Origin of the sequence: Roseivirga pacifica, assembly GCF_900111145.1 — a bacterium.
GTDB classification, from domain to species: domain Bacteria; phylum Bacteroidota; class Bacteroidia; order Cytophagales; family Cyclobacteriaceae; genus Roseivirga; species Roseivirga pacifica.
On the sequence record NZ_FOIR01000001.1, the window covers coordinates 1,034,211 to 1,056,653 of the forward strand.

General features: G+C 42.4%; 22 protein-coding genes. 2 read left to right on the forward strand and 20 right to left on the reverse strand.

Annotation, left to right across the window (positions count from 1 at the left end; genetic code table 11):
* Positions 1 to 17 precede the first annotated feature (17 nt).
* Genes recO through BMW98_RS04575 form a run of 4 tightly spaced genes read right to left on the reverse strand, consistent with a single transcriptional unit; the run spans position 18 to position 3,840 of the window.
* Positions 18 to 710 (reverse strand): DNA repair protein RecO, encoded by a 693-nt coding sequence (gene recO, locus BMW98_RS04560; protein ID WP_090257286.1) that lies wholly within the window; start codon positions 708 to 710, stop codon positions 18 to 20.
* A complete protein-coding gene (gene porZ, locus BMW98_RS04565; RefSeq protein WP_090257288.1) occupies positions 710 to 2,950 on the reverse strand; it encodes a type IX secretion system anionic LPS delivery protein PorZ in 2,241 nt (746 codons plus the stop codon). Before porZ ends, recO begins: the two co-directional genes overlap by 1 nt.
* Positions 2,901 to 3,515 carry a thymidine kinase gene (locus tag BMW98_RS04570; RefSeq protein ID WP_090257290.1) on the reverse strand — a complete coding sequence of 205 codons (615 nt, stop codon included), beginning with the start codon at positions 3,513 to 3,515 and terminating at the stop codon, positions 2,901 to 2,903. The genes porZ and BMW98_RS04570 overlap by 50 nt, the downstream gene beginning before the upstream one ends.
* 1 nt (position 3,516) lies before the next feature.
* Positions 3,517 to 3,840, reverse strand: coding sequence for a 2Fe-2S iron-sulfur cluster-binding protein (locus tag BMW98_RS04575; RefSeq protein WP_090257291.1), 324 nt, complete (start codon positions 3,838 to 3,840; stop codon positions 3,517 to 3,519).
* A 33-nt stretch (positions 3,841 to 3,873) separates the two neighbouring features.
* On the opposite strand from BMW98_RS04575, the gene BMW98_RS04580 reads away from it, so the two are divergent.
* Complete coding sequence (locus tag BMW98_RS04580) at positions 3,874 to 4,893, forward strand: hypothetical protein (RefSeq protein WP_090257293.1); 1,020 nt, start codon at positions 3,874 to 3,876, stop codon at positions 4,891 to 4,893.
* A gap of 126 nt (positions 4,894 to 5,019) precedes the next feature.
* Positions 5,020 to 6,534 carry a thioredoxin-like domain-containing protein gene (locus BMW98_RS04585; protein ID WP_090257294.1) on the forward strand — a complete coding sequence of 505 codons (1,515 nt, stop codon included), beginning with the start codon at positions 5,020 to 5,022 and terminating at the stop codon, positions 6,532 to 6,534.
* A gap of 25 nt (positions 6,535 to 6,559) precedes the next feature.
* On the opposite strand, the gene rodA is transcribed toward BMW98_RS04585, so the two are convergent.
* The 16 genes from rodA to ccsA (BMW98_RS04665) form a co-directional block, all read right to left on the reverse strand.
* Positions 6,560 to 7,834, reverse strand: a complete 1,275-nt coding sequence (gene rodA / locus BMW98_RS04590) for a rod shape-determining protein RodA (protein WP_090257295.1) — start codon at positions 7,832 to 7,834, stop codon at positions 6,560 to 6,562.
* Positions 7,831 to 9,672 carry a penicillin-binding protein 2 gene (mrdA, locus tag BMW98_RS04595; protein WP_090257297.1) on the reverse strand — a complete coding sequence of 614 codons (1,842 nt, stop codon included), beginning with the start codon at positions 9,670 to 9,672 and terminating at the stop codon, positions 7,831 to 7,833. The genes rodA and mrdA overlap by 4 nt, the downstream gene beginning before the upstream one ends.
* A 2-nt stretch (positions 9,673 to 9,674) precedes the next feature.
* Positions 9,675 to 10,187 (reverse strand): hypothetical protein, encoded by a 513-nt coding sequence (locus tag BMW98_RS04600; RefSeq protein WP_090257298.1) that lies wholly within the window; start codon positions 10,185 to 10,187, stop codon positions 9,675 to 9,677.
* Positions 10,184 to 11,035 (reverse strand): rod shape-determining protein MreC, encoded by an 852-nt coding sequence (gene mreC, locus BMW98_RS04605; protein WP_090257300.1) that lies wholly within the window; start codon positions 11,033 to 11,035, stop codon positions 10,184 to 10,186. The genes BMW98_RS04600 and mreC overlap by 4 nt, the downstream gene beginning before the upstream one ends.
* Before the next feature lie 6 nt (positions 11,036 to 11,041).
* A complete protein-coding gene (locus BMW98_RS04610; protein ID WP_090257302.1) occupies positions 11,042 to 12,070 on the reverse strand; it encodes a rod shape-determining protein in 1,029 nt (342 codons plus the stop codon).
* 74 nt (positions 12,071 to 12,144) lie between these two features.
* Positions 12,145 to 13,674, reverse strand: a complete 1,530-nt coding sequence (gene purH, locus BMW98_RS04615; RefSeq protein WP_090257304.1) for a bifunctional phosphoribosylaminoimidazolecarboxamide formyltransferase/IMP cyclohydrolase — start codon at positions 13,672 to 13,674, stop codon at positions 12,145 to 12,147.
* Positions 13,675 to 13,772: 98 nt separating this feature from the next.
* Entirely contained in the window at positions 13,773 to 13,934 is a 162-nt protein-coding gene (locus BMW98_RS20400; protein WP_162844678.1) for a hypothetical protein, read from the reverse strand.
* A gap of 250 nt (positions 13,935 to 14,184) precedes the next feature.
* Complete coding sequence (gene purN, locus BMW98_RS04625; RefSeq protein ID WP_090257307.1) at positions 14,185 to 14,754, reverse strand: phosphoribosylglycinamide formyltransferase; 570 nt, start codon at positions 14,752 to 14,754, stop codon at positions 14,185 to 14,187.
* A complete protein-coding gene (locus BMW98_RS04630) occupies positions 14,754 to 15,614 on the reverse strand; it encodes a geranylgeranylglycerol-phosphate geranylgeranyltransferase (protein ID WP_090257309.1) in 861 nt (286 codons plus the stop codon). The genes purN and BMW98_RS04630 overlap by 1 nt, the downstream gene beginning before the upstream one ends.
* A 70-nt stretch (positions 15,615 to 15,684) precedes the next feature.
* A complete protein-coding gene (locus BMW98_RS04635) occupies positions 15,685 to 16,467 on the reverse strand; it encodes a Rossmann-like and DUF2520 domain-containing protein (RefSeq protein WP_090258211.1) in 783 nt (260 codons plus the stop codon).
* Positions 16,468 to 16,589: 122 nt separating this feature from the next.
* The gene (gene tnpA / locus BMW98_RS04640; RefSeq protein WP_090257310.1) at positions 16,590 to 17,021 is read right to left on the reverse strand and encodes an IS200/IS605 family transposase; all 432 of its coding nucleotides are present in this window, start codon (positions 17,019 to 17,021) and stop codon (positions 16,590 to 16,592) included.
* A 113-nt stretch (positions 17,022 to 17,134) separates the two neighbouring features.
* Positions 17,135 to 18,424 carry an aminotransferase class V-fold PLP-dependent enzyme gene (locus BMW98_RS04645; protein WP_090257312.1) on the reverse strand — a complete coding sequence of 430 codons (1,290 nt, stop codon included), beginning with the start codon at positions 18,422 to 18,424 and terminating at the stop codon, positions 17,135 to 17,137.
* Positions 18,425 to 18,485: 61 nt separating this feature from the next.
* Entirely contained in the window at positions 18,486 to 21,023 is a 2,538-nt protein-coding gene (gene ccsA, locus BMW98_RS04650) for a cytochrome c biogenesis protein CcsA (RefSeq protein ID WP_090257314.1), read from the reverse strand.
* A 30-nt stretch (positions 21,024 to 21,053) separates the two neighbouring features.
* Positions 21,054 to 21,452 carry a cytochrome c maturation protein CcmE domain-containing protein gene (locus BMW98_RS04655; protein WP_090257316.1) on the reverse strand — a complete coding sequence of 133 codons (399 nt, stop codon included), beginning with the start codon at positions 21,450 to 21,452 and terminating at the stop codon, positions 21,054 to 21,056.
* A 51-nt stretch (positions 21,453 to 21,503) separates the two neighbouring features.
* The gene (locus tag BMW98_RS04660; RefSeq protein ID WP_090258212.1) at positions 21,504 to 21,758 is read right to left on the reverse strand and encodes a CcmD family protein; all 255 of its coding nucleotides are present in this window, start codon (positions 21,756 to 21,758) and stop codon (positions 21,504 to 21,506) included.
* 5 nt (positions 21,759 to 21,763) lie between these two features.
* A complete protein-coding gene (gene ccsA / locus BMW98_RS04665; protein ID WP_090257317.1) occupies positions 21,764 to 22,426 on the reverse strand; it encodes a cytochrome c biogenesis protein CcsA in 663 nt (220 codons plus the stop codon).
* Positions 22,427 to 22,443 lie beyond the last annotated feature (17 nt).

Consider the following 22,443-nt stretch of genomic DNA (forward strand, 5'->3'; position numbering starts at 1 on the left):
TAATTCTGAATCAGATTTTAGGCAGATAAAACGCTTTTCAGCACATCGAGCGACTTGATTTCTAGGTTTCCATGCATGTGAATGGCATAGAACTTAATGATTTGGTCGAGTAATTCTCTGCGGTGCGAATTGCCGATTGGAATGGCAGCCCCATAAGGTTGCTCTATTAGTTGCTGAATGACCGAGCGCTCATCTTCAAATGGCTGCACGCGCATACCTGCTTCCAATAGTTGATGCAAAAAGTCTTGATCGCCTTGAGGGCCGTAGCCCAAATGGTTTGCAGACTTAAGCAAAAGCTGCAAATGATAGTTATTTATACCCTCTTTTAAATGATCGAAAAGTTCGATTGAATGATATAAAAACTGAAAAAGTGATTCGTTCGGGCTTTCTTCTCGCAATACTTTTGATAGGAATTCGGAAAGAAACATGCCAATGGCACGCTTAATTGGGGAGAATGGAATTTCGCCAAAAACCATGGCCATTTTGGTTTCTGATAAGCGATGAATGTCTTTGCCTTCTTTGTAGTAAACCACCAAATCGAGCAAAGTCATGGGTTGATAAAGTGCAGATTTTCCCTTGGCCCTCGCACTTCGTACCCCGTTTACCACATAGGCTTGTGTGCCGTACTTCTCGGTAAAAATTCTCACAATTATGGAAGTCTCTTTATACTTAATGCTTCCCAGCACGATTCCGCGGGTATGGCTCAGCATCAGATTACCACTATTTTGCCTACAAAGGTTTCGGTGCCATCAAAGTTGGTACTGAAGACCAGATAAACGCCACTAGAAACGCGATCGCCATTGATAGTGCGGCCATTCCAAATGGCCGTGCTGCCATTGGCATTTACTTCGCGCACAAGGTTGCCGCTGGCATCGGTAATTTTCAGTTTGGCATTATTCACCAAGCCTTCAATTACAATATTGCGGTTAAAGTTAGGGGCAACCGGGTTCGGATAAATCTTTACGTTTTCATGCTGGGCAGTGCCTGCTGTGGCATCGCCTTTAAAAGTTACCAAACCTTTTGGTGTAGCAATGAATACTTCGCCCGTGCTTGGAGTAATGTTTACAGCAGTAATTTCATTTGAAGGCAATGGGCTGTTTTCCGTGGTAAAGTGGAAGATTAATTCTTCGCCAGTTTCAGAAAAAAGCCAAATGCCGTTGTCCAAAGTGCCAATCCATTTGCGGTTAGCGGGGTCCACTGCAATGGCCGTTAAGTGCTCATCGCGAAGAAGTAGGCGGTTTTCAAAAATAGGCACGCTGGCGGTTAACGAGGTGTTGGCGAGTATGGCGTTTTGGTTGGGGAAAAAGCAAACCCCTTCGTCTGTGGCTATCCAAATGTATAAGTCTTGATCTTGCGCTATATCGGTTACTAGGCTGCCAGGCAAACCACCTTGGCCACCGTTTATATTTAGATAGCGTTCGGCATTATCTTCCTCATTAAATACCAAAATCCCACCGCCTTGGCTGTCGTCTATGCTCAGCCATTTGTCGCCATTACTCGCTACAAAAATATCGTTGGCATATTCGCCCCGCGGATTATAAATGGTTACCGTTCCCCAAACATTCGCAGCCTCATTGTAGAACGAAATGGGTTGACCAAGTTGCCGCTGTACAATCCAAAGGGTTGCCTCAGTATCCGTAGCAATGGCCGGAATATTATAAGCATTGGCATTGGTGGTTTTCAATAAGTGATTTGGGTTTAAGTCAACCAGGTTTTCAAATCCATTTTCAGTTTGTAGAAAAACCCCGTTACTGTAGCTGCTCACCGCTAATTGGTTCAAGCCTAAATCAATATCGTTCAGGTCTGAAATGAGTCTGTTACTTTGATCTCTTACCGCTAAGTTTTCCCAAGATTCACTAGGTGTTTTTACGGAAATGGAGTTTTCCGAAACCCAATATTGTGTGTGCTCTTTAAAGCTTGATGACAGCAAGACATCATTTGCTGGACCATCGGGAATTAGCGTGGTGTGCTCAACCGACAAGTCTTGAAAACGCAGCAAACCAAGTTCGTTAGAGCCAAGCCAAAACTCATTGTTGAGAAAGCTAATGTCGTTTAGTGTTTCGCCAGTTGGGGCAGTGTAAAGCGTGGTCAAAGCATCACCTTCAAGCGAATAGATGTGCTTATCTGTGATGATGTATAGTGTTTGATTGCTTTCTAAGGCTTGAATTGGTTCACTAAAATTGGAGTGAAAATTCCAGGTGCCATTTTCATAGCGAAACAGGTCGTTTGATGCCGCAGCAAAAAGTGTGTTGTCAACTGAAATAATGTGTTCAAAGTTGATGCCTGTAAGCGTGCGGTTCCAAAAGTTAAAGTCTTGCCTATTCGTGTCATCGGCAAGGCTTGCGTCAATTATACCGTCTTCAGTAGCTGCAAAAACCCTGTCCGCGGTAAACGCCATGTCATTAACCGCAAGCCTTTCACCGTTAGTGCCAATATTTTGATAAGCCTCAACAAACTCGAGCTTTTCGAGCGAATAGCGCACCATACCAAAGTCTGTGGCACCCCAAAGTTCATTGTCTTTAAAACGGAGTTTTCGAAAGGCCTTTTGCTGCAAGTTTGAGGAGCTTTTGATCTCCGAAATATTGCGAAAACTGCTTTCAGACCATAAGTCGAGGTTGCCATTGCTGTAGCCAATGGCGAGCATTTGGTGCTGTTCGGAATAAGCAATGGCGCCAATTCCCACCTCAGAAAGCCCCGTGTTCTTATTCAGCAAATTTATGCTGTTGTCTGCTAAGTCGTAATAGTAAAGCGCATTGTCGGTGCGGGCGAATAGCTGACTAGCACCGGTAGTTACTTCTTGAATGTTGTAATAGCTAAACTGGGTTTTCCACCCAAAAACGGGAATGTTTTGTGCCGAAAGCGAAACACAAAGCAATAGTGATGCAACAAAAAGCAGCGTTCTATTCACTCTTTTTAGCTTTTTCTTTAGCCTTGGCTTTTTGGCCTTCATAAAAGTATTTTCTGTTGCGGGCTTGGTATAATTCCGATTCGCCTAACTCCACCGTTTTTTCAGAGTCGGAGAGCTTGAAAGAGAACGAAGCCAATGAGCCACTTATGGCGCAAATGGCATGTAATTTTGTAACGAATTCGGCAATAGCCAGCAGTTGCGGCATTGGGCCGAATGGCTCTCCATTGGCGTCCATATCGAGGCCCGCTACAATTACACGCTTGCCTTGGTTGGCCAGTGTTCTGCAAACTTTTACAATTTCCTGATCGAAGAATTGGGCTTCGTCTATGCCCACTACATCGCTGTCACCGGCCAGAAGGAGTATGTCTGAGGCGAATTGTACCGGAGTGGAACGGATGGCCGTACTATTATGAGACACCACATCTTCCTCGTGATAGCGCGTATCAACAGCCGGTTTGAATATTTCCACATGCTGTTTGGCAATTTTTGCCCGTCTAAGTCTGCGAATCAGCTCTTCGGTTTTTCCCGAAAACATGCAACCGCAAACCACTTCGATGCTTCCTGTGGTGTGTTCTCCCGATATGTACGACTGTGGTTCTAAAAACATTTTACTCTGAATAATTCATATGGGGAAACTTGTTCTCCTCTGCTACACTTACCTCCAAATCGGCCGTTAGTTGGTTTTGGCAGGCCAATCGTTGGTTGTCCTTTAAACGCCCCATGGCCCTAAAGCGTTTTTCCGCTTCACTATCTTCGCCCATTTTGTCCAAGCCTTCATGCACAATCATTTTACAGCTAGTGCATCTGCCTTTGGCTCCGCAAGCGTGCATCCAATCTATTCCGCTTTCATGAATAATATTTAGAATGCTTGTGGAGTTATCTTTAGCAGTAACTACCTTGTCGTTCAGATTTCTAATCAGGATTCTAGGCATAATTCTCAATTTACAAATCAAAAGAAATAAGCAATGTCCTACAAGCTTAAGGCAGACTCTGTAAGTAAAATAAGTCAGCAAATTGGTCAACAATTACTAGCAAATGCATTTGTAAGTGATGTAAAAATTGATGGTGAGCGACTGATTTCTCTTACAAATTCAAGGCAGGTTAATTCTTTTCTTATTCGTTCGCTGTTTAATCAGTGGAAAAAAGAGATAGAAAAATTAGAGAGTCCTTATTTCGATTTTAAGCATGAGAAGGTAAAAGAGGCGCTCAAAGACTTTATGAATGTGCTTTCTAACCACATAAGTATAGATAGAGCACATTTAGAGCCGTTGTTGGTTCAGGCCATAGCAGATGCTTTTTTGATTGCCTTTGCACCCAAACTGTTTTTGGAAGGTGTACTTGATCGTTCGGAAAAGCCGCAAGATTTTAACAAGCAATTCAAATACATAAAAACCAACCGCGATGCTTTTAAGCAGGTGGTTGATGCCATTGGTGCTTTCGATACTAAGGCTTCTGTGCTGGCCGCATTCGATCAGGTAAGTGCCGATAAGTTTGAGGAAGTTGATGCCACCGAATTTATGGATAAGCTGAATGCTTCGGCTTTATTGGCAGGCGCTTTCGAAAAGATAGAGCCACCTAAGCCAGCACCAGTAGCGGAACCAACTCCCACGCCAGTTCAGGAAGCTCCAAAGGTTGCGGCTCCAGCCCCTGCTGCCACACCTACCGAAGCGTCCAAACACGAAGGGCCAGCTACGCTTAACGATCAGTTTCACAAAGAAGGAAAAAGCCTAACGCTTGCAGAAAAGCTACAGAAAAGCATGAAAAAATCCATTGAGGCCAGCTTAACCCTCAATGAGAAATTCATGTTTCAGAACAATTTGTTTGGAGGAGATGCGGCTAAAATGAAGGCGGCATTTCAGGCCATAGACCATGCCAGCGACTTAAAAGATGCCTTAGCCAAAGCCAATGAATATAACAATGGCTGGGATATGGAAAGCGAGGAAGTTGAGGCGCTAATGGCTGTGCTGGAGAAGCGGTTCTCATAACCTCAGGTTAGGAGAAGGGTTTTTAAAGTCTTTCAATGGAGTTCAGCCTAGTAGTGTTAATTAGATATTTGAGGCTTCTCTAGCTTTGTACTAAGAAATTAGTTATACTGTTATTCATAAATACACATGAATAACAAGTCATTACTTTTTCTAGTCCTTATCCTTATTGTAGCCTGTAATACAGAGGCGGAAAACACGCTTTTAGAACCCAGTGCTGAAAAGCAGCCTAATGAGGCTGTGGTGATTATTAGCAACTCTACAGATTCTCCAATTTCAATTGAATTGCTCGATTCCATAGCGCATCGGCCAGATAATTGGATTGTAAATTATAATAGTGTCGATACCATTGCTTTAAAACTAAATCATCCTGCCAGAGCCACTGTTCACTCATTGGTTGACTACCGTCAAACCAAGTTCATTTCGAGGGGAGATACACTAAGAATAGACCTGGATTCTACTAAAATGAATGTGAGATCCACTGATAGGCTGGATGCACAAAAGATTGTGGAAGAAAGAAGTAAAATATTATCGGAGACGGATTCACTCTTTAATCTACTAATAGCTGTAGACTCTAGTTTAGCCTTCAAGGGTGTCGATTATGGTTTGAGCGTTTCGAAAGTATATGGTTTATCTATTAACAAACCGCTCCTAGAGAGTAATCCTGAGCTTTATGATAAGTTGGTGGAAAAACTTATCTATCAATTGGAAGCCACACCTACACCTCTGCTGGAAATCAGTAGCCCAGAGTTAGAAGCAATTCAGGGTTTGAAGTATGAAATTGATCGTAGAGAGGCATATTTGAGGTTGAGTTTTCTTGCCAGTCAGTTCGATAAACCAGAAATTTATGATCAGATATTCAATTCTAACCTTTATCAGACCGACATTTTTGTAAAGAGTCCTTTTGTCCGTGGTTATTTGAGTTACTTGATTATAAAGCTTGTGCTCAATGGGGAGGAGGATAGGTCAACAAACAAATCATACATCAATTACAAAGAGGCCTATGATAAGTTGCCGGATTATTTGGAAGGTGATTTGTTAGCGTATGCGCGTAAAATTTGTCTTGAACAAATGGTGTCTTTCGAAGAGAGCAACATAAACGTAAGGAAGTACCTGTCCAAATTTCTGGTCGATCACCAAGACTCTGCATTTGTAGCCTCATTTGAAGAAAGGTACTTGTTGGCTTACGATGCGGAGATAAATTCAACAGCAGATTTAATGCTGATGTCAAACGCTGGTTCGATGCTCACCTTGTCTGAATTGGTGAAGGAAGCTTCCGATTCAACACAATTATACTATGTGGACTTTTGGGCAAGCTGGTGTGCTCCGTGTAGACAGGCCATGCCATTCTCTGAAGAAAAGCGCGCCTTGTTCGAAGATAAGGGGGTAAAGTTCATTTATCTTTCTATGGATAGAGATAAGCAAAAATGGGAGACCGCCTCATTAAGCCATCACCTAGAAACATATGAGCACAGTTACCTATTGATTAACCCTGAAGCGCAGCAGTTTATCAAAGACCTAAAGATAGACTTCATACCCCGCTACATTATTCTAAATAGTGAAGGCAAAGTGATTGAGGATAATGCGCCCGGACCAGAAGGAGAACGACTAGATGAAGTCTTGCTCGAATATCTCGGATCCTAACCCAAGGTTTAGGTCCATATTCAACTTAAAACCTCATCAACACCTGTGAGCGGTGCATGTCTATCTTTAGCAGAATAAAGAGCATAATGGTGAATGACCAAAGCGATGAACCACCATAGCTAAAGAACGGCAATGGAATGCCTACTACTGGGAAGAGCCCAATCGTCATGGCGATGTTAATAGAAAAGTGGAAGAACAGTATAGAAGCCACACTGTAGCCATACACCCGCGCGAACTTTGACTTTTGCCTTTCTGCAATAAATATCACCCGTAAAATTAGCGCAATAAATAGTGTTACAAGTACCAAACTCCCTATCCAACCATGTTCTTCGGCTAGGGTAGAAAAGATAAAGTCAGTACTTTGTTCGGGCACATAACCAAACTTGGTTTGGGTGCCTTCCAAAAAGCCCTTGCCGGCAAAGCCACCCGAGCCAATGGCAATCTTAGACTGTTCTAGGTTCCATCCTTCGGCTTGTGGGTCTACCAGTTCAGGGCGGAAAATGGCTTCCACACGCTTTTTCTGATACTCATATATCACTTCGTTCAGAATAAAATCTGTGGCCAGCACAAAGCAAGTTATACCAATGGCAATAAGCGCCACGGGAATAAGTCGCTTTGGTTTTTTCCACTGCATAATAGCCGCGATAAGCGTAACGGCACCAATGCCAATGAACAGGTAGTTTTGAGGTACCAGCAAAGTGAGTACAAAAAGCACCCCGATGGTAAGCCCAAGAATCAGGTAAATGGAAGGAAAGCCTTCGCGATACATTGGGATAATGAGCGAGGCAAATATAATTACCGAACCAAAGTCTGGCTGGAGCATAATAAGCCCAATGGGAAGCCCAAGAATTAGAAATACTTTGAGCTGTGAGCTGAAATCGGTTAGCTTAACCCCGGTAGAAGAAACATATCTTGCCAGCAGCATGGCTGTAGCCATTTTGGTGAATTCGGCAGGCTGAAATCTAAATGCGCCAATTTCGAACCAAGCCTTAGCACCGTTTACCTCTCGCCCAAATACGAGTACCCCCGCTAGCAGCAGTATCATAATACCATAAAAAAGCGGGGCAAAGGATTCGTAAATGCGGAAATCGAGGAGGAGTATCACTAAAATGGGTACTAGTGCAACACCAATAAAAACTAGCTGCCTACCGCTGTTTAGGTTCATATCGAGAATGCTCTGGTTGGCTACGGGATCGTAAACCGAAGCGAAAATATTGAACCAACCCAGTACAACTAGGGTAAAATAAATAATGACAATAAGCCAATCTATGCTACCAAAAAGACTTCCTTCTTTTCTCAATTCTCAACTCCTTCAAGCCCCTTCAGGTACAACTTCTTCAAGACATATTCCTCGCGGTTCCACCAAGTCTTTTTGATTTCCCCTCTAATGTATTTTTCTATAATCAAACTGGCAATGGATGCAGAGGCACCACCTCCCCAACCGGCATTTTCGGTGTAAACTGCTATGGCAATTTTAGGGTCGTCAGCAGGGGCAAAGGCCATAAACACCGAGTGGTCTAGCGATTCGTTTTTCACGCCATTTTCGGCAGTACCCGTTTTGCCCGCTATAGGAATGTCTTTGATTACTGCTCTTTTTGCCGTCTTCTCCACGGCTAGCTTCATGCCTTCAATAATGGCGGGATAGTATTCGTCACCTTTGCCCGTGTAGTGTTTTTCGTATTCTATTGGCGTAACTACACCGTTCTCTTTAAATCCACTAACCAGGTGCGGTTTAATGTAATAGCCTCGGTTGGCAATGGTTGCAGCCAAGTTGGCTACTTGTAGTGGTGTAACCAGCAACTCTCCTTGCCCAATGGAAAGGGAGTAAATAGTGCTATAAGCCCAGCTGCCCTTTTCCTTAGGGTACATTTTATGGTAGAACTCAGTGTCAGGTACAAGGCCGGGCGCCTCACCCTTAATATCTATACCTAGTGGACTGCCAAAACCGAAGCCTTCAACTGCTCTGGCCCATTTTTCCATGCCTAAATGGGTATCGGTAAATATACTTGATGAGAGCCCTTGGTTAACGGTTCTTCTCATCACTTCATAGAAGTAGTTGTTCGAAGAGTTTTCTATGCCTCGTGTCACATCGTATTTACCAGAAGGGGCGTGGTCACCCATATGAATGTTGTAAACCATAATGGCTTCATCCGCAGATATCACGCCTTCATCCAAAGCAATTAAAGCTTGTACTGTTTTAAAAATAGAGCCAGGAGGGTACTGCGCCTGAATAGCCCGATTGAAAAGTGGAGAAGTAGTATCCGATTCAATCTTTTTAAAGTTTTTGCCAAACTCTCTACCCGTAAGCAAATTAGGGTCGTAGCTTGGTGCCGAAGCCATTACCAGTACTTCACCAGTAGAGGGTTCAATTGCCACCACACTGCCTCTTTTTCCAGCCAGCAGTTTTTCGGCATAGGCTTGTAATTTTAGGTCAATTGTGGTGATAAGGTTTTTGCCCGGAACAGCAGCAGTGTCGTACTCGCCATTTTTGAAAGAGCCTTTTTCAATGCCATTTACGTTTACGACTTTTCTGCTAACACCACGCACACCACGAAGTTGTTCTTCATAGTACTTTTCAAGACCGGTTACACCTACGTAGTCTCCCGATTTGTAGTAGCCTGTAGTGTCTCTTTCCAGTTCTTTTGGGCTAATTTCTCCCGTGTAGCCGATTTCGTTTGCCAAAAGGGGTTGGCTGTATTTTCGAATTGTTCTTGGGTTGGCGTAAAAGCCATTGAACTTATATAAGTGATCTTGAATAAGCGCAAACTCTTCGTGCGAAATCTTCTGCAAAAAAGCCGAAGGCTTAACGGAAGAATACTTTCTGGCCTTTTGCATTCGGGCTAAAAAGTCTTCTTCGGTAATTTTAAAGAGGTTGCAAAAGTCGGCAGTATCGGCAATGTACACATCGCGCGGAACCACCATTAGGTCATAAATAGGTTCGTTGTAAACAATTAGTTCATCATTCCTATCATACATCAAACCCCTAAAAGGATATTCAATAATTCTATGAATAATATTCCTTTCGGCTTTAATGTGATAGGTATCATCGGCCACTTGCAAGGCAAATAGCTTTACCAAAAACACTAGCCCAACTCCGATGAATATGGCTTGAATGATATATCGTCTGTTTTCAAACATATTTATTGCTCCCTAGGGTACAGAAAATATTGCGAAATGACTATAAATATGAGGCTTATTATAGTGGTTATCAAGGCTCTAAACGTACTTTGCCAAAACAAGGCAACATTACCAGCCTCTACAAAGAACACCACCAAGCTGTGTACAAAGATAAGTGGCAACGCATAACCTATAAACCAGCCAAGGCCATAATTGCTAAGCAAAGGCAGGTGGTTTACTTCATAGCCACTGCGCGGACCATTCATTCTTAACCAATGGTAGCGCAAAAACATTAGAAAAACGCTTGCTGCTGCATGAATACCCAATGTGTGGTAAAACAGGTCTACAGCCAAGCCTGTAAAGAGCGCCACTATCATTCCGGTAATTACGCTCATTTCTACCGGTAGCATAAGCAGGCATAGCAGGTAAATGAATGAGAAACCTGTACCAAAGACCACAAAGTTGCGGAATACCAAAACCTGTAATGGTAATAGTAGCGCAAAAGTGAATATGATACGAATTAAGCTCCTGTTCATTGCTGATCTATTGGGTTGGTTTCTACCAAAGAATCTTGCTCTGCCTTATGCAAATTTTCAATTACGTACACGTACGACAGCTTTCCGTAGTCTACGCTAAGTTTTACTTTAATCTGAAGGTAAGTTTTGTTAGCATCTTCCGTAACGGATGCTACAGTGCCCACCATTACTTCCTTAGGAAAAATGGCGTTGTAGCTAGAGGTAACAATGGTGTCGCCTTCTTGCACGGTTACATCGGGTGTAATGTAAAATAGGTCCGAAACTTTAGGGTTTGTGCCGCCCCACTGGAGCGTACCAACCCTGCCCGATGGCACATGCTTTACGGAAACTGGGTTTTTAGTGTTCAAAACAGAAACCCCTTCGGCATACCGCTCTGAAACCGAGCGAATTTTTCCAACCACACCAAAGGAGTTCATTACTCCCATATTCGGCTTTATGCTATCCCTGCTTCCTTTATTAATCATAAAGAAGTTGTTGGCATTTCGAATGCTGTTTTGAACAATTTCGGCTTGGCGCAAAACATACTGAACGGTGTCGGTAGTATCGGCTACAATGCTCACCTGCTCAGTAGAGTCTAGCGTGACCTCCGAGGCCATTTGGCTCAAAAGCAACGCTCTTAAACGCGCGTTTTCTGTAGCCAGTTCTTCGTTTACCCTGCTAAGCTCAAAGTAGTCGCCAATATTGCGCGATGTTTTGTTTACCGAACCGATAAAACCCGATGCGCCATTGATGAAAGCTGTGCGTTGATAATCGTTGTTGCCAACGATCATCCAAATACAGAGCACTTCTAAAAACAGAAATACGATAAATGCACGGTATTTAAATAAAAACGCTAATAGCTGCCCCATCCATCATCAGATCATTAATACAGCCTTGTATGAATTAACGTTTTTAAGCGCCTCGCCTGTACCACGCACTACCGCTCTTAACGGATCGTCCGCAATGTGAATAGGCAGTTTGGTTTTCAAAGCCAAACGCTTGTCTAAGCCTTTCAATAATGCACCGCCACCTGTTAGGTGAATACCTCTGTCGTAAATGTCGGCAGAAAGTTCTGGCGGTGAAATCTCTAGGGCTTTAAGGACTGCCTCTTCAATTTTAGAAACAGACTTATCTAGCGCGAAGGCAATTTCAGAGTATGAAATCTTGATCACCTTAGGAATACCCGTCATTAGGTCTCGGCCTCTGATCTCGTAATCTTCCGGTGCGTCATCCAGTTCTGTTAGGGCAGAACCGATGGCGATTTTTACTTTTTCAGCACTTCTTTCACCAATCAACAGGTTGTGCTGTCTTCTCATATAGTCGAGAATGTCTTTGGTAAAGGTGTCTCCGGCTACACGAATAGATTGGTCGCAAACAATACCGCTCAATGCGATAACGGCAATCTCGGTAGTACCACCCCCAATATCTACAATCATTGAACCTACTGGCTCATCAATTTTAATTCCGGTACCAATGGCTGCTGCAATTGGCTCGTAAATCATGTAAACCTCTTTGGCGTTGGCGTGCTCGGCAGAGTCACGTACCGCTCTTTTTTCCACCTCGGTAATACCAGACGGAATACAAATAACCATGCGGTGAGATGATGGCATAAAGCTACGCTTGTTCAGGTCGATCATTTTGATCATTCCCTTAATCATCATTTCAGCTGCTTCGAAATCCGCAATTACACCATCCTTTAATGGGCGAATGGTTTTAATGTTTTCGTGCGTTTTTTCGTGCATGTTCATGGCCTCTTTACCAATGGCCAAAACCTTGTTTGTATTCTTGTCAATGGCAATGATGGAAGGTTCATCAACCACGATTTTATCTTTATGAATGATCAGGGTGTTTGCTGTACCCAAATCAATCGCTATATCACTTGTTAGAAAGTCAAAAAACCCCATCTAATGCGTCTCCTTGTCTGATTATTTTTAACTAATAAGTACCTATTTACTAAAAAATTAAGCTTATCAAAAGCTTAATGTTTGAAATGGCGGGTACCGGTAAATACCATGGCCATATCGTGCTCATCGCAGTAGTTAATCGATAGTTCGTCTTTAATAGAACCACCTGGTTGAATCACTGCATTTACGCCTTCTCCGTGAGCAATTTCCACACAGTCAGGGAAAGGGAAGAAAGCATCGGAAGCCATTACAGCTCCGTTCAAATCAAAGCCAAATGCTTTAGCTTTCTCAATGGCTTGTTTCAAGGCATCAACCCTTGAAGTTTGGCCAACTCCGCTCGATAGCATTTGTCCTTCTTTTGCTAAAATAATGGTGTTCGACTTAGTGTGCTTGCAAACTTTAGATGCAAATACCAACGCCCTCTTTTCAGCCTCAGTTACGTCTTTCTTGGTAACTGTTTTAAAATCTTCAGCCTTGTCGGTTACCAAATCGCGATCTTGAACAATTACGCCATTCAATAAGCTCTTGTATTGCGTTTGGGCAGAAAGATTTTGCTTCTTAACGAGCAAAATTCTGTTTTTCTTGCCTTTTAGTAACTCAAGTGCATCATCGTCAAAACTTGGGGCAATCAACACCTCAAAGAATAGTTTGTGTAGCTCCTCTGCAGCAGCTAAGTCAATGTTTTGGTTGCTTACCAAAACACCACCAAAAGCTGAAACAGTATCTGCTGCAAAAGCTTTTAAGTAGGCGTCTTTCACATCGGTGCCAATGGCTACGCCACATGCGTTAGTGTGTTTAAGAATGGCAAAAGCATGCTCGCTGGCATCAAATTCTTCAATCAAACAAACGGCAGCATCAATGTCTACCAAGTTATTGTAAGAAAGTTCTTTTCCGTTCAGTTGGTCGAACAACTCATTCAACGGACCGTAGAAGTGACCTTCCTGGTGAGGGTTTTCACCGTAACGCAATTGCTTGCCTTCACGCTCGCTAACTTTGAATTTGTCCAGCTTCTCTTCCTCGTTAAAGTAATTGAAGATGGCCGAATCGTAGTGCGAAGAAATATCAAAAGCTTGCGCGGCAAATTTTCTTCTGTCAGCAAGGTCAGTAGCACCGTTCTTTTCCTGTAGCAAGGTTTCTACAGCGCCATATTGCTCGCGAGAAGAAACGATCAACACGTCTTTATAATTTTTGGCAGCGGCACGAATAAGTGAAATGCCACCAATGTCAATCTTCTCGATAATGTCTTGTGCAGGTGCACCAGAAGCTACGGTTTCTTCAAACGGGTAAAGGTCTACAATTACCAAGTCTATTGAAGGAATTTCGAATTCTTTGGCTTGGTCTAAGTCGCCCTCGTTGTCTCTTCTGTGTAAAATTCCGCCAAATACTTTTGGGTGAAGGGTTTTTACTCTTCCACCGAAAATCGATGGGTAGCTGGTTAGGTCTTCCACAGGAATAACTTCGGCACCCTGATCTTCTATAAATTTTTGTGTACCACCTGTAGAATAGATGGTTACGCCATTCGACTTAAGTAGCTCAATAATTGGAGCTAGATTGTCTTTGTAAAATACTGATATTAAAGCGGATTGAATTTTTACCTGCGACATTTCCGAGGGGATTTATTAAGTCGCAAAACTAGGGAATTTATATGGTTTTGAGAACCGTTAGGACTTATACTTTTTTTGGCTAAAACCTTTTTAATAACCTAAATGGACAGGATAGGGGTTTTGGTAATTTGCTTTACCATTTCATCAGATAGTTCTTCACAAGTATCGTGAACGAAGACGTACTTGCCTCCAATTTGTTCAACCAAATCATTGAAAGTCATTCTTTCCACTTCCGATATGCCTCCCTCTACTTTTTCCATTGGTTGAATTAAAATTACAAGCTTTGGGTCAAGTAGGTTATTGTTAAAAACTTCTTTCAAAACCTCTTTTAAAAATGCAGAGGCAATTGAAACGCTTGCGATTAGTAATCTTTCATTCGAGAATTTATTAACGCTTTCCCTTTTGAATTGTCTTCCGGAATTCACGTGTCTTAAATCGACCTTGTTCTCGTATGTCTTTATATAAATAATTTCTTTTTTGAACGGGTTAATCGTAAGTGAGAAACGTGTTTTACTTCAGAACTTCTTGCTCCACCACTTTTGGATAATTTTTATGTTCGAGCTTTAATACTTTGGCCGCAATCTCCTCGGCAGAATCTTCTGGGCTCAGCGCGCAGCTTTCTTGGTAGATGATGGTGCCACGGTCGTACTCTTCGTTTACAAAGTGAATGGTAATGCCCGATTCTGATTCGCCAGCGGCTTTTACGGCTTTATGTACATTGCTACCGTACATGCCTTGGCCGCCAAATTTGGGTAGTAAAGCTGGGTGAATATTGAAAATTCTATCGGAATATTGCTTTACCAGCGCTTGAGGAATTAGCAGCATAAAGCCGGCTAATACAATGTAGTCTACTTTCTCTTCTGCCAGAATATCGAGAATTACATCGCCAGTTTGCCAAAACGTTCGGTTATAAACGTGGTGCGGAATGTGGTATCGGCTGGCACGTTCAATTACCCCGGCCGATTTGTTATTGGTAAAAACCGATACAATTTCAACCGATGGGTGGTTTTGAAAGTGCTTGAAAAACTCTTCAGCGTTAGACCCGCTGCCCGATGCGAAAATGGAAATTCTCTTCTTCATTAAATCCAAATCATGCTTAGTACGCCCAGCAACATGATAATTTTGCAGTAAGTACTGAGCGTGCCAAATGCTTTTACAGTATCTGCTTTTGCAATACTCAGGTTCAAAAGTATTAATGTAATGAACAGAATGGAAGGAAGCACCAACGAAATGTGCTGAATAAGTACAAAAACAGTGATGATAAAGGCCAAGCTGATGCAGTAAAGCACCCACTTGGTTTTGGCAATGCCAAGCACTATAGGTACAGTTTTGCAACCAAATCGGGCATCGCCCTTCATGTCTTCCATATCCTTAATGATTTCGCGAATGAGTGTGATAAAAGCCGATAATATGGCATAGCAAGCAATTATGTAGGCTCGATCGTGAAAGTATTCGGCTACTAATATTAGTGTGGTTCCGGTTAAAAGTGCTACACTCAAATTACCAACAAACGGCAGTCGCTTTAACTGATTGGAATACAACCAAAGTAAAAATGCTGCCCCGAACATGATTAACCCTATTTCTATAGAAAGCAAAAAGCCGAAAGCAATGGCCGTAAGATTAAGTATTGTGTGGCCGGCAATTACCCAGCGCCTACCCAATTTTTTACCTACTACCACGCGCTTTGGCTTATTCACAAAGTCGATTTTTACATCGTAGTAGTCGTTTATTAGGTAGCCAGCGCTAGTGATCATTACCGTGGCCGATACCATTAGGAAAAAGCCTTTGTCGGTAAGAATTTGTAGCCAGCTTTCGCGGTTGCCAATAAGAAAGATAGCGGTGAGGTATTGGGTTAACGCAACCAAAAACAAATTGACCCCGCGAATAAGCTTGAGGTAGCTAAAGACAAAGCTTGGTCTTAGAATTGTTGAGAGTTGCATCGCAAATTATTACGCTACAAAGGTAATTCGGTTTGGCTTAAGGTGAGCAAAAAAGCTTGCTATCAATTCGTTATTCTTCGTAGGTATCGATTATGTGCTGCGAAATTTGCCTGTAAATCTCAGCTAACTCAGGTTGGTTTGTTAGCAGTTCATGTTGCCTGTCGAGTGTTTCTAAATCGCCACGAACAGCTGGACCAGTTTGGGCATTTTCAGGACCTAATTCAAAGGATTTGTTGAGTGTTTCGGCAATCAATGGCTTTAGTATATCAAAGTTGAGGTTGCCGTTTTCAAGAATTTCCTTCGAAATGGTAAACATGTGATTGGTAAAGTTGCAGGCAAAAACTGCAGCTAAATGAAGCACTTTGCGCTGAGCACTGTTTACCTCCTGCACATTGCCGCTTATGGAATGGGCTAGCTGGGTCAATGACTCATGAGCAAACTGTGTATCACCTTCCACACAAATCGGGATTTCAGAAAAATCTACCCTTTTGCCTTTGCTAAAGGTTTGGAGTGGATAAAAAACGCCAATGTGCTCGGTGGAGGCATAGCCCAAATCGAGCAGTGGGCGAGTGCCAGAAGTGTGGCAGAGTACAGCATTTTCTGGTAACTGAAGACTTTGCGCAACTTGCTGAATGGCATCATCAGAAATGGCCATGATGAAAATGAAGGCATCGACACTTCTTAAATCGGTTGAGTCGCCTGTGCTGGCATTAAAAAAGTCGAGGCCGAAGTTTTTGGCCTTGGCTGCATCTCGGCTATAAATGTGGACAATTAGGTGTCCGGCATTCTCCAATGTTCTGGCCAAGTGCCAGGCTACATTTCCCGTTCCGATTATAGCAATGCGTTGTGCCATGTTGCGAAGGTAGCACATATAACCTAAGGTTATACAAGTTTCGGTTCAACCTCAATTTAGCCCATGGTTTAAACCATGGGCTAAATTGAGGTTGCGATGAAATAATAGTGGTTTTAACCACTTCATTCATTGAGGTTGTGAATCTTAAGAAATGTTTCGTATTCCTGACGGAATGATTTTGTTTTATGGTGTTCTTTTTGGTTGAGGATGTATTTTTCAACCTTTAATAGCTGTGATTCGCTAACTGAAAAAGCACCGTAGCCGGTTTGCCATGCAAATTTTTCCGAAGAAAGATTGAATTGGTTAATCCAATGAGAGCTAGCGCCTTTTATTTGCTTTACCAGGTCGGCTAGGCAAATATTCTGGTTAAGAAGGAAAAGCAAATGAATGTGGTCCTCAATGCCACCAATAGCTTTAACAAAACAGCCTTTGTCAATCATTTGGGATTTAATGAAGTTATAAATTTTACCCTCCTGATTGCGAGAAATTAAGGGGTGTCTATTTTTTGTGCTGAACACCAAATGAACCCATATTTTTGGGAATGAGTGTGACATGTTGTGTGTTTGTTCTTACTCAATTTAACAAAAACCATTGAAATGGTTTGAAAGGCGTAAATGCCATCCCATAAACCCACGGTTTAAACCGTGGGGTATAAACGAATGCTCTATTATGATTTTGCAGACAACTCAATGGCCTCACATAATCTGTCCAAGTCGTATTTAGATGTGTATACATGTGGGGTAATTCTAGGGCCGTTTACTTGTTCGTACTTCACCGGGCTTGAATGAATCTTGTGCGTTCGGAAAATGTCGTTGTGAACTGGTCCGGCATCTTTTCCTTCAATGCCAAAGTTGAAGAGTGCACCAGTATATTCGGGGTTCATACTCGAGTAAAAGTTCACCTTATCTATGTTTTTTACCTTATCAACCCAATACGTTTTGAGGTATTTCAGTCGGGCTTCTTTTCTGGCCGAGCCAATCGCATTGTGAAAGTCGATAGCCGAGGCTATTGCTTGTTCAATGGCGAATGAGCGCGTACCAATATTTTCAAACTTGCGGATGTTGTCTTCTTGGCCTTCGGGAGAGGCGAGCAAAGGCCAGACATCTTTGATCTTATCCTTTTTAGCATAGAGCATTCCTGTGCCGAAAGGAGCACATAGCCATTTATGCAGACTTGTTCCGAAGAAGTCGCAACCGAAGTCTGAGATTTTAAAGTCTAAATGAGCGAATGAATGCGCACCATCTACCACGGAGTAAATGTTATTAGCACGCGCAACATCACAAAGTGCTTTTACCGGCATAATATGCCCTGTCCAATTGATGATGTGCGTAATGTGAAAAACCTTGGTTTTTGGAGTAATAGCCGCTTTGAATTTCTCCACAACTGCATCATTATCATCCGTAGGAATATCTAGGTCTAACCATTTCAGCACAATGCCATCACGTCTTTCTCGCTGTCTCCATGCGTTCATCATGTTTGGGTAATCGTATTTGGTTAGAATTACCTCGTCACCTTTTTTTAGGTTAAGCCCAAATATCACGGTGTTCACGGCTTCGGTAGTGTTTCTGTTAATCGCTAACTCATCTGGTGAGGTTCCGGCCAGATCGGCAAGTTTAGCCCTAAGCGGCTCACGACCCTGATCAAGCACGCGCCACATGTAGTAAGAAGGGGCCTCGTTGGCATAGGTATAATATCGGTTGGCAGCATCTTGCACCACTTTTGGTTGTGGGCTAACGCCTCCGTTATTTAAATTAATAATGGTTGGTGATGTGGTATAGGCTTGCCTAATTCTTGCCCAAAGTTCTTCGTCCTGGGCGGCAGCTTCTGGGCTAAGCCTATTCAGGTTAATCATGGCATCGGAAATGTCTTCAGCCAATGATTTTTGAAAGAAACTTGAAAGCGAAAGTGTGCCCGCAGTTAAAAAAGTTTTGCGCAGAAAGGATCTTCGGTTTTTCATCTTGAGTCAGAAATGGTAAAAGACTCAAAATAGGGAAAAAAGCTTTCGGTTGAAACCTACTTTATGCCAAGCCCTTATCGCGCATTTTCATAAACTCCACATACCTTCTTCTGGTGGCAATAATAAAGCCTACGATCATTATAATCGTACCAATCCAAAGAATGTTGATTTGTGGTTTTTCTATTGCTTGAAGAATGATCCAGTCTTTTTGTGTGGTTTCAATGGTCAAATCAATTGAACCGTTTTCAGGATAAATATTGTCCAAGGCTACTCTTGTGGCAACTTCCTGATTCATTTCAACTGGTTTGCCAACGGCTTTGTCCTTAATAATAAATTTTGGTTCCAGCTTTACTTGTTTGCCCTCTTCGGTAAATACTGTAATGTTTGCCTGCACGGCAGCGTCTTGTCCGCCTAGTTCAATGCCATTTACCTTTGTTAGTCTTACCAAGCCAGTAAATTCAGCCACATAATCATTGATAAAGAACCTGTCTCCCGGTTTTAAGTTCTTGGTTTCTGGTTGGCTCCACTCAGTGAATTCATCTTCAAAATCATTCTGTAGCGCCACGAAAGTATACAGGTCACCTCCCCATAGTTTTTTAATGTCTGGAGAAACCACCGTTGACCCCATGTCTTCATTTTGTTGAACCCTTGGGAATAGTGTAAAGGTTTTGCTCGAATCCATCGAAGTGTATTGCACTTCGTGGTAAGTGTTTTCCGGGTTACGGAAGTATAGTGTGTCGCCTTCTTCGGCATATGCTTGCCCATCGATTACTATGCTGTGTTTGGCCACTTTGTAATGCGGGTCTTCGGTAGGGCGCACCCAAGATTTTTCAATATGCCCCGGGATGTTTTCCGCCTTAATATTTTCGCTTTTGTATTGTAGGTAATAACCCGCCATTGGCTTAGGGTCATTTCTAAAAAGCACGATCATATTAGAGTTTTGCTCTTCTGTGAAATCTCTACTAATCGTAGTGGTGTTTTTCGAAACAATGCGAGAGTAGCCTTCAGAGGCCATAATACCAATGAGCATCATGGCAATACCAATATGTGCTACTGAACCACCGGTTAGTTTATAGCTACCCGATTTGAAAAGGTCGATCAGTATTTTTCCATTTGAAACAATTGAGTACATGCCTGCAACAAGCACTAGAATGTACAATGGGTTCGACATTTTGGCGATCACAAAAATGATGGCCGATAGCAACAACGAAATAATTACAGGAAAGGCTAAAGCCGTTTTCAGCTTGTCTTTGTCCATTTTCTTCCAAAAGAAGAATTGGCCAGTACCAGAAAGTAACGCTATACCAATGGCAAACCAAACCTGCCATTTAGAATAGAACTGTACTTGGTCGGCCGGTTGAGCTAGGCTTGAAAGTCCTCCGAACAATTCCACAATTTTATTGAATACAGGGAATGATGTTGGTACGAACACTTGGAAGGCCATTAGGCAAAGTGTTAGTGCTCCAATGAAAATCCAGAATTCGCGCGAATAGGCCGAAGCTTCTTTCTCCGATGTAGGGATGTCCTTCCATACCCTGGCTGCAATGACTATTGAGGCAATTAGGAAGAAGAGTAAGTAGATCAATAACTGTCCTGATAGGCCTAAATCCGTAAATGAGTGAACGGAGGCATTACCAAGAATACCACTTCTTACCAAGAAAGTAGCATATAGAATAAGTAAGAAAGTAGCGATTACCAGTACAATTGATGTTTTAAGTGCTGTTTCGCTTTTCTTAAAAACGATCATGGTATGCATGCTGGCAATAAGCACCAACCACGGAATGTAAACGGCATTTTCTACCGGATCCCAGTTCCAGTATCCTCCAAAATTCAGCGTTTCATACGCCCAATAACCACCCATTATAATGGCGGTTCCTAAAATTACCCCGCCAAAAATTGTCCATGGTAATGCAGGACGAATCCAGTCGGTATAGTCTTTTCTCCAAAGCCCAGCAATACAAAAGCTGAAAGGAATGAGTGTACATGCAAAACCTAGAAATGTCATCGGAGGGTGAATCACCATCCAATAGTTTTGCAATAATGGGTTTAGTCCGGTGCCATCTTCTGGTACAAAGTTCGGATTAATAAGGAATATTGGGTTGTCAACAACATCGCGTAGCAGCATAAATGGCGAGCTTCCTATTTTCATATCGCCAATTACAACGCCCAGAATCATTGAAGCCAAAAACGCCTGAACCAATGCGAAAATGGTCATTACTGGCGCTTCCCATTTCTTATTGGTTTTTATAAGTATAAAGCCTAAAAGCGCGTTGAAAACAGACCAAATAAGGAAACTACCTTCTTGTCCTTCCCAAAAACAGGCAATCATATAATGTACTGCCAAGTTTTTTGAGGAGTGACTCCAAGCATAATGATACTCGAAGTAGTTGTTGTAAATAATAATGAAGAGTATGGCTGCAGAACCTAAAACCGCTAAACCGTGTGTAATGAAGGTAAATCGACCAAACTTTACCCACGGCTGGTTGCCCAACTCATTGTTAACAGCGGCTTTTCCGTAAGCAATAGCTGCTACAATAGAAGTAATGAAAGAAATAATTACGAGAAGGTGGCCAGCGTTTCCGATTCCTATATGTGCCATGTAGTTGTGTTTAGCAGGTTGGGGCTCAATTTAGAGTGAAGTCTCTTCGTACTTCGAAGGGCACTTTAATAGAACTTTATCTGCTACGAATTTATCGTTGTGGTAGCCGCCAATTACCACTACTTTGTCAGACTTCAGTAAGTCTGAAGGCATAGGTTGATTTAAGAATACTTTTTGTTCTTTGTGGTTGTCATCAACAAGAATGAATTCAACGGAAAGTCTATCTGAGCTTGGGTTTACTCCAACAATTTCGCCATTGCTGCTCTTTTTTAGTTCGCCCACCACGTGTATCGAACCAGCGTCTCCGTTGGTAGACATGGCATAGGCTTCGTCAAAAGTTACATAAGAGCTGGCGCTTTGTCTTGTTGAAAGGATTACGGCCACCGCAATTGCTATCACGATTAGCCCAATTATATTAGATTTCTTCATGTCCGCCTCCCGTTTATCACGGGGCAAAAGTACTACACAAACCGCTAAGAATTAACCTTTTTCACTAAAAACCTCCTTCTCTAGTTTGGAGATCTTTCGGTCAATTAACACCATGTAAGTAATTACCCCAGCAAAGATGATCATTACTACACCAACAACTACGTAAATCTTGCCATTGGAGCGTAATGTGTCTGCCATTTCGATAGACGTATTATTGTAGTCGTCTTCCGTAATGGTGTATTGCCCATCTTGCGCAAAAACGCTTAACGAGAGGAATAAAAGGAATGTTACGATGAATTTTTTCATATTCATTAATCTTCTAAAGCCGTTTGAATTTTGCGCATTCTTACGCGTTGAGAAACCAACCAAACACCTAGCAAGGTCCAGCCAATTACTGCCGGGTAAAACACTAGGCGAAGTCGGCTATCCATGTCGTAGGCATTAAAGCCTGGGTTGCCGCCATTTCCTGGGTGTAGTGAGCTGTCAGTCATTCTTGGTAGAATAAACAGCAATGGAATCATAGCCGCAAATGCGAAAATGTTATAGATAGAGCTTATTCTAGCCCTTTGTTGCTGGTCTTCCAGTGAGTTTCTTAAAATGAGGTAGGCAAAATAAATGAGCAGACAGATGGCTGCACTATTCTGTTTTGGGTCACCGCTCCACGGCTCTCCCCAAGTGTAGTTGGCCCAAAAAGCTCCGGTTAAAATTCCGAGAATGCCCAACAGAACACCTGCATTGGCAAATTCCACAGCCATTCGGTCTTTTGCCAAATCGTTCGAGCTTAAATATTTAATGGAGTAAACAACAGAGGTGGTGAGTAGGATAATCATTCCGAACCACATAGGAACGTGGAAGTGTAGGTTTCTGATGGTTTCGTTTAGAATTCCCAACCTTGGAACCTCGAATAGTAATCCACCTAAAAGGGCGTAACTAAGTAGGGCTACACATAGAATTTTCCACCACTTTTTCTTCATGCCAGTAACCGTTTGCT

Excerpts from the sequence above, each read along its gene's own strand:
- recO (WP_090257286.1), bottom strand. The coding sequence starts at position 710 with ATGCTGAGCCATACCCGCGGAATCGTGCTGGGAAGCATTAAGTATAAA.
- porZ (WP_090257288.1), bottom strand. The coding sequence starts at position 2,950 with ATGAAGGCCAAAAAGCCAAGGCTAAAGAAAAAGCTAAAAAGAGTGAAT.
- BMW98_RS04570 (WP_090257290.1), bottom strand. The coding sequence starts at position 3,515 with ATGTTTTTAGAACCACAGTCGTACATATCGGGAGAACACACCACAGGA.
- BMW98_RS04575 (WP_090257291.1), bottom strand. The coding sequence starts at position 3,840 with ATGCCTAGAATCCTGATTAGAAATCTGAACGACAAGGTAGTTACTGCT.
- BMW98_RS04580 (WP_090257293.1), top strand. The coding sequence starts at position 3,874 with ATGTCCTACAAGCTTAAGGCAGACTCTGTAAGTAAAATAAGTCAGCAA.
- BMW98_RS04585 (WP_090257294.1), top strand. The coding sequence starts at position 5,020 with ATGAATAACAAGTCATTACTTTTTCTAGTCCTTATCCTTATTGTAGCC.
- mrdA (WP_090257297.1), bottom strand. The coding sequence starts at position 9,672 with ATGTTTGAAAACAGACGATATATCATTCAAGCCATATTCATCGGAGTT.
- BMW98_RS04600 (WP_090257298.1), bottom strand. The coding sequence starts at position 10,187 with ATGAACAGGAGCTTAATTCGTATCATATTCACTTTTGCGCTACTATTA.
- mreC (WP_090257300.1), bottom strand. The coding sequence starts at position 11,035 with ATGGGGCAGCTATTAGCGTTTTTATTTAAATACCGTGCATTTATCGTA.
- BMW98_RS04610 (WP_090257302.1), bottom strand. The coding sequence starts at position 12,070 with ATGGGGTTTTTTGACTTTCTAACAAGTGATATAGCGATTGATTTGGGT.
- purH (WP_090257304.1), bottom strand. The coding sequence starts at position 13,674 with ATGTCGCAGGTAAAAATTCAATCCGCTTTAATATCAGTATTTTACAAA.
- BMW98_RS20400 (WP_162844678.1), bottom strand. The coding sequence starts at position 13,934 with ATGGAAAAAGTAGAGGGAGGCATATCGGAAGTGGAAAGAATGACTTTC.
- purN (WP_090257307.1), bottom strand. The coding sequence starts at position 14,754 with ATGAAGAAGAGAATTTCCATTTTCGCATCGGGCAGCGGGTCTAACGCT.
- BMW98_RS04630 (WP_090257309.1), bottom strand. The coding sequence starts at position 15,614 with ATGCAACTCTCAACAATTCTAAGACCAAGCTTTGTCTTTAGCTACCTC.
- BMW98_RS04635 (WP_090258211.1), bottom strand. The coding sequence starts at position 16,467 with ATGGCACAACGCATTGCTATAATCGGAACGGGAAATGTAGCCTGGCAC.
- tnpA (WP_090257310.1), bottom strand. The coding sequence starts at position 17,021 with ATGTCACACTCATTCCCAAAAATATGGGTTCATTTGGTGTTCAGCACA.
- BMW98_RS04645 (WP_090257312.1), bottom strand. The coding sequence starts at position 18,424 with ATGAAAAACCGAAGATCCTTTCTGCGCAAAACTTTTTTAACTGCGGGC.
- ccsA (WP_090257314.1), bottom strand. The coding sequence starts at position 21,023 with ATGGCACATATAGGAATCGGAAACGCTGGCCACCTTCTCGTAATTATT.
- BMW98_RS04655 (WP_090257316.1), bottom strand. The coding sequence starts at position 21,452 with ATGAAGAAATCTAATATAATTGGGCTAATCGTGATAGCAATTGCGGTG.
- BMW98_RS04660 (WP_090258212.1), bottom strand. The coding sequence starts at position 21,758 with ATGAAAAAATTCATCGTAACATTCCTTTTATTCCTCTCGTTAAGCGTT.
- ccsA (WP_090257317.1), bottom strand. The coding sequence starts at position 22,426 with ATGAAGAAAAAGTGGTGGAAAATTCTATGTGTAGCCCTACTTAGTTAC.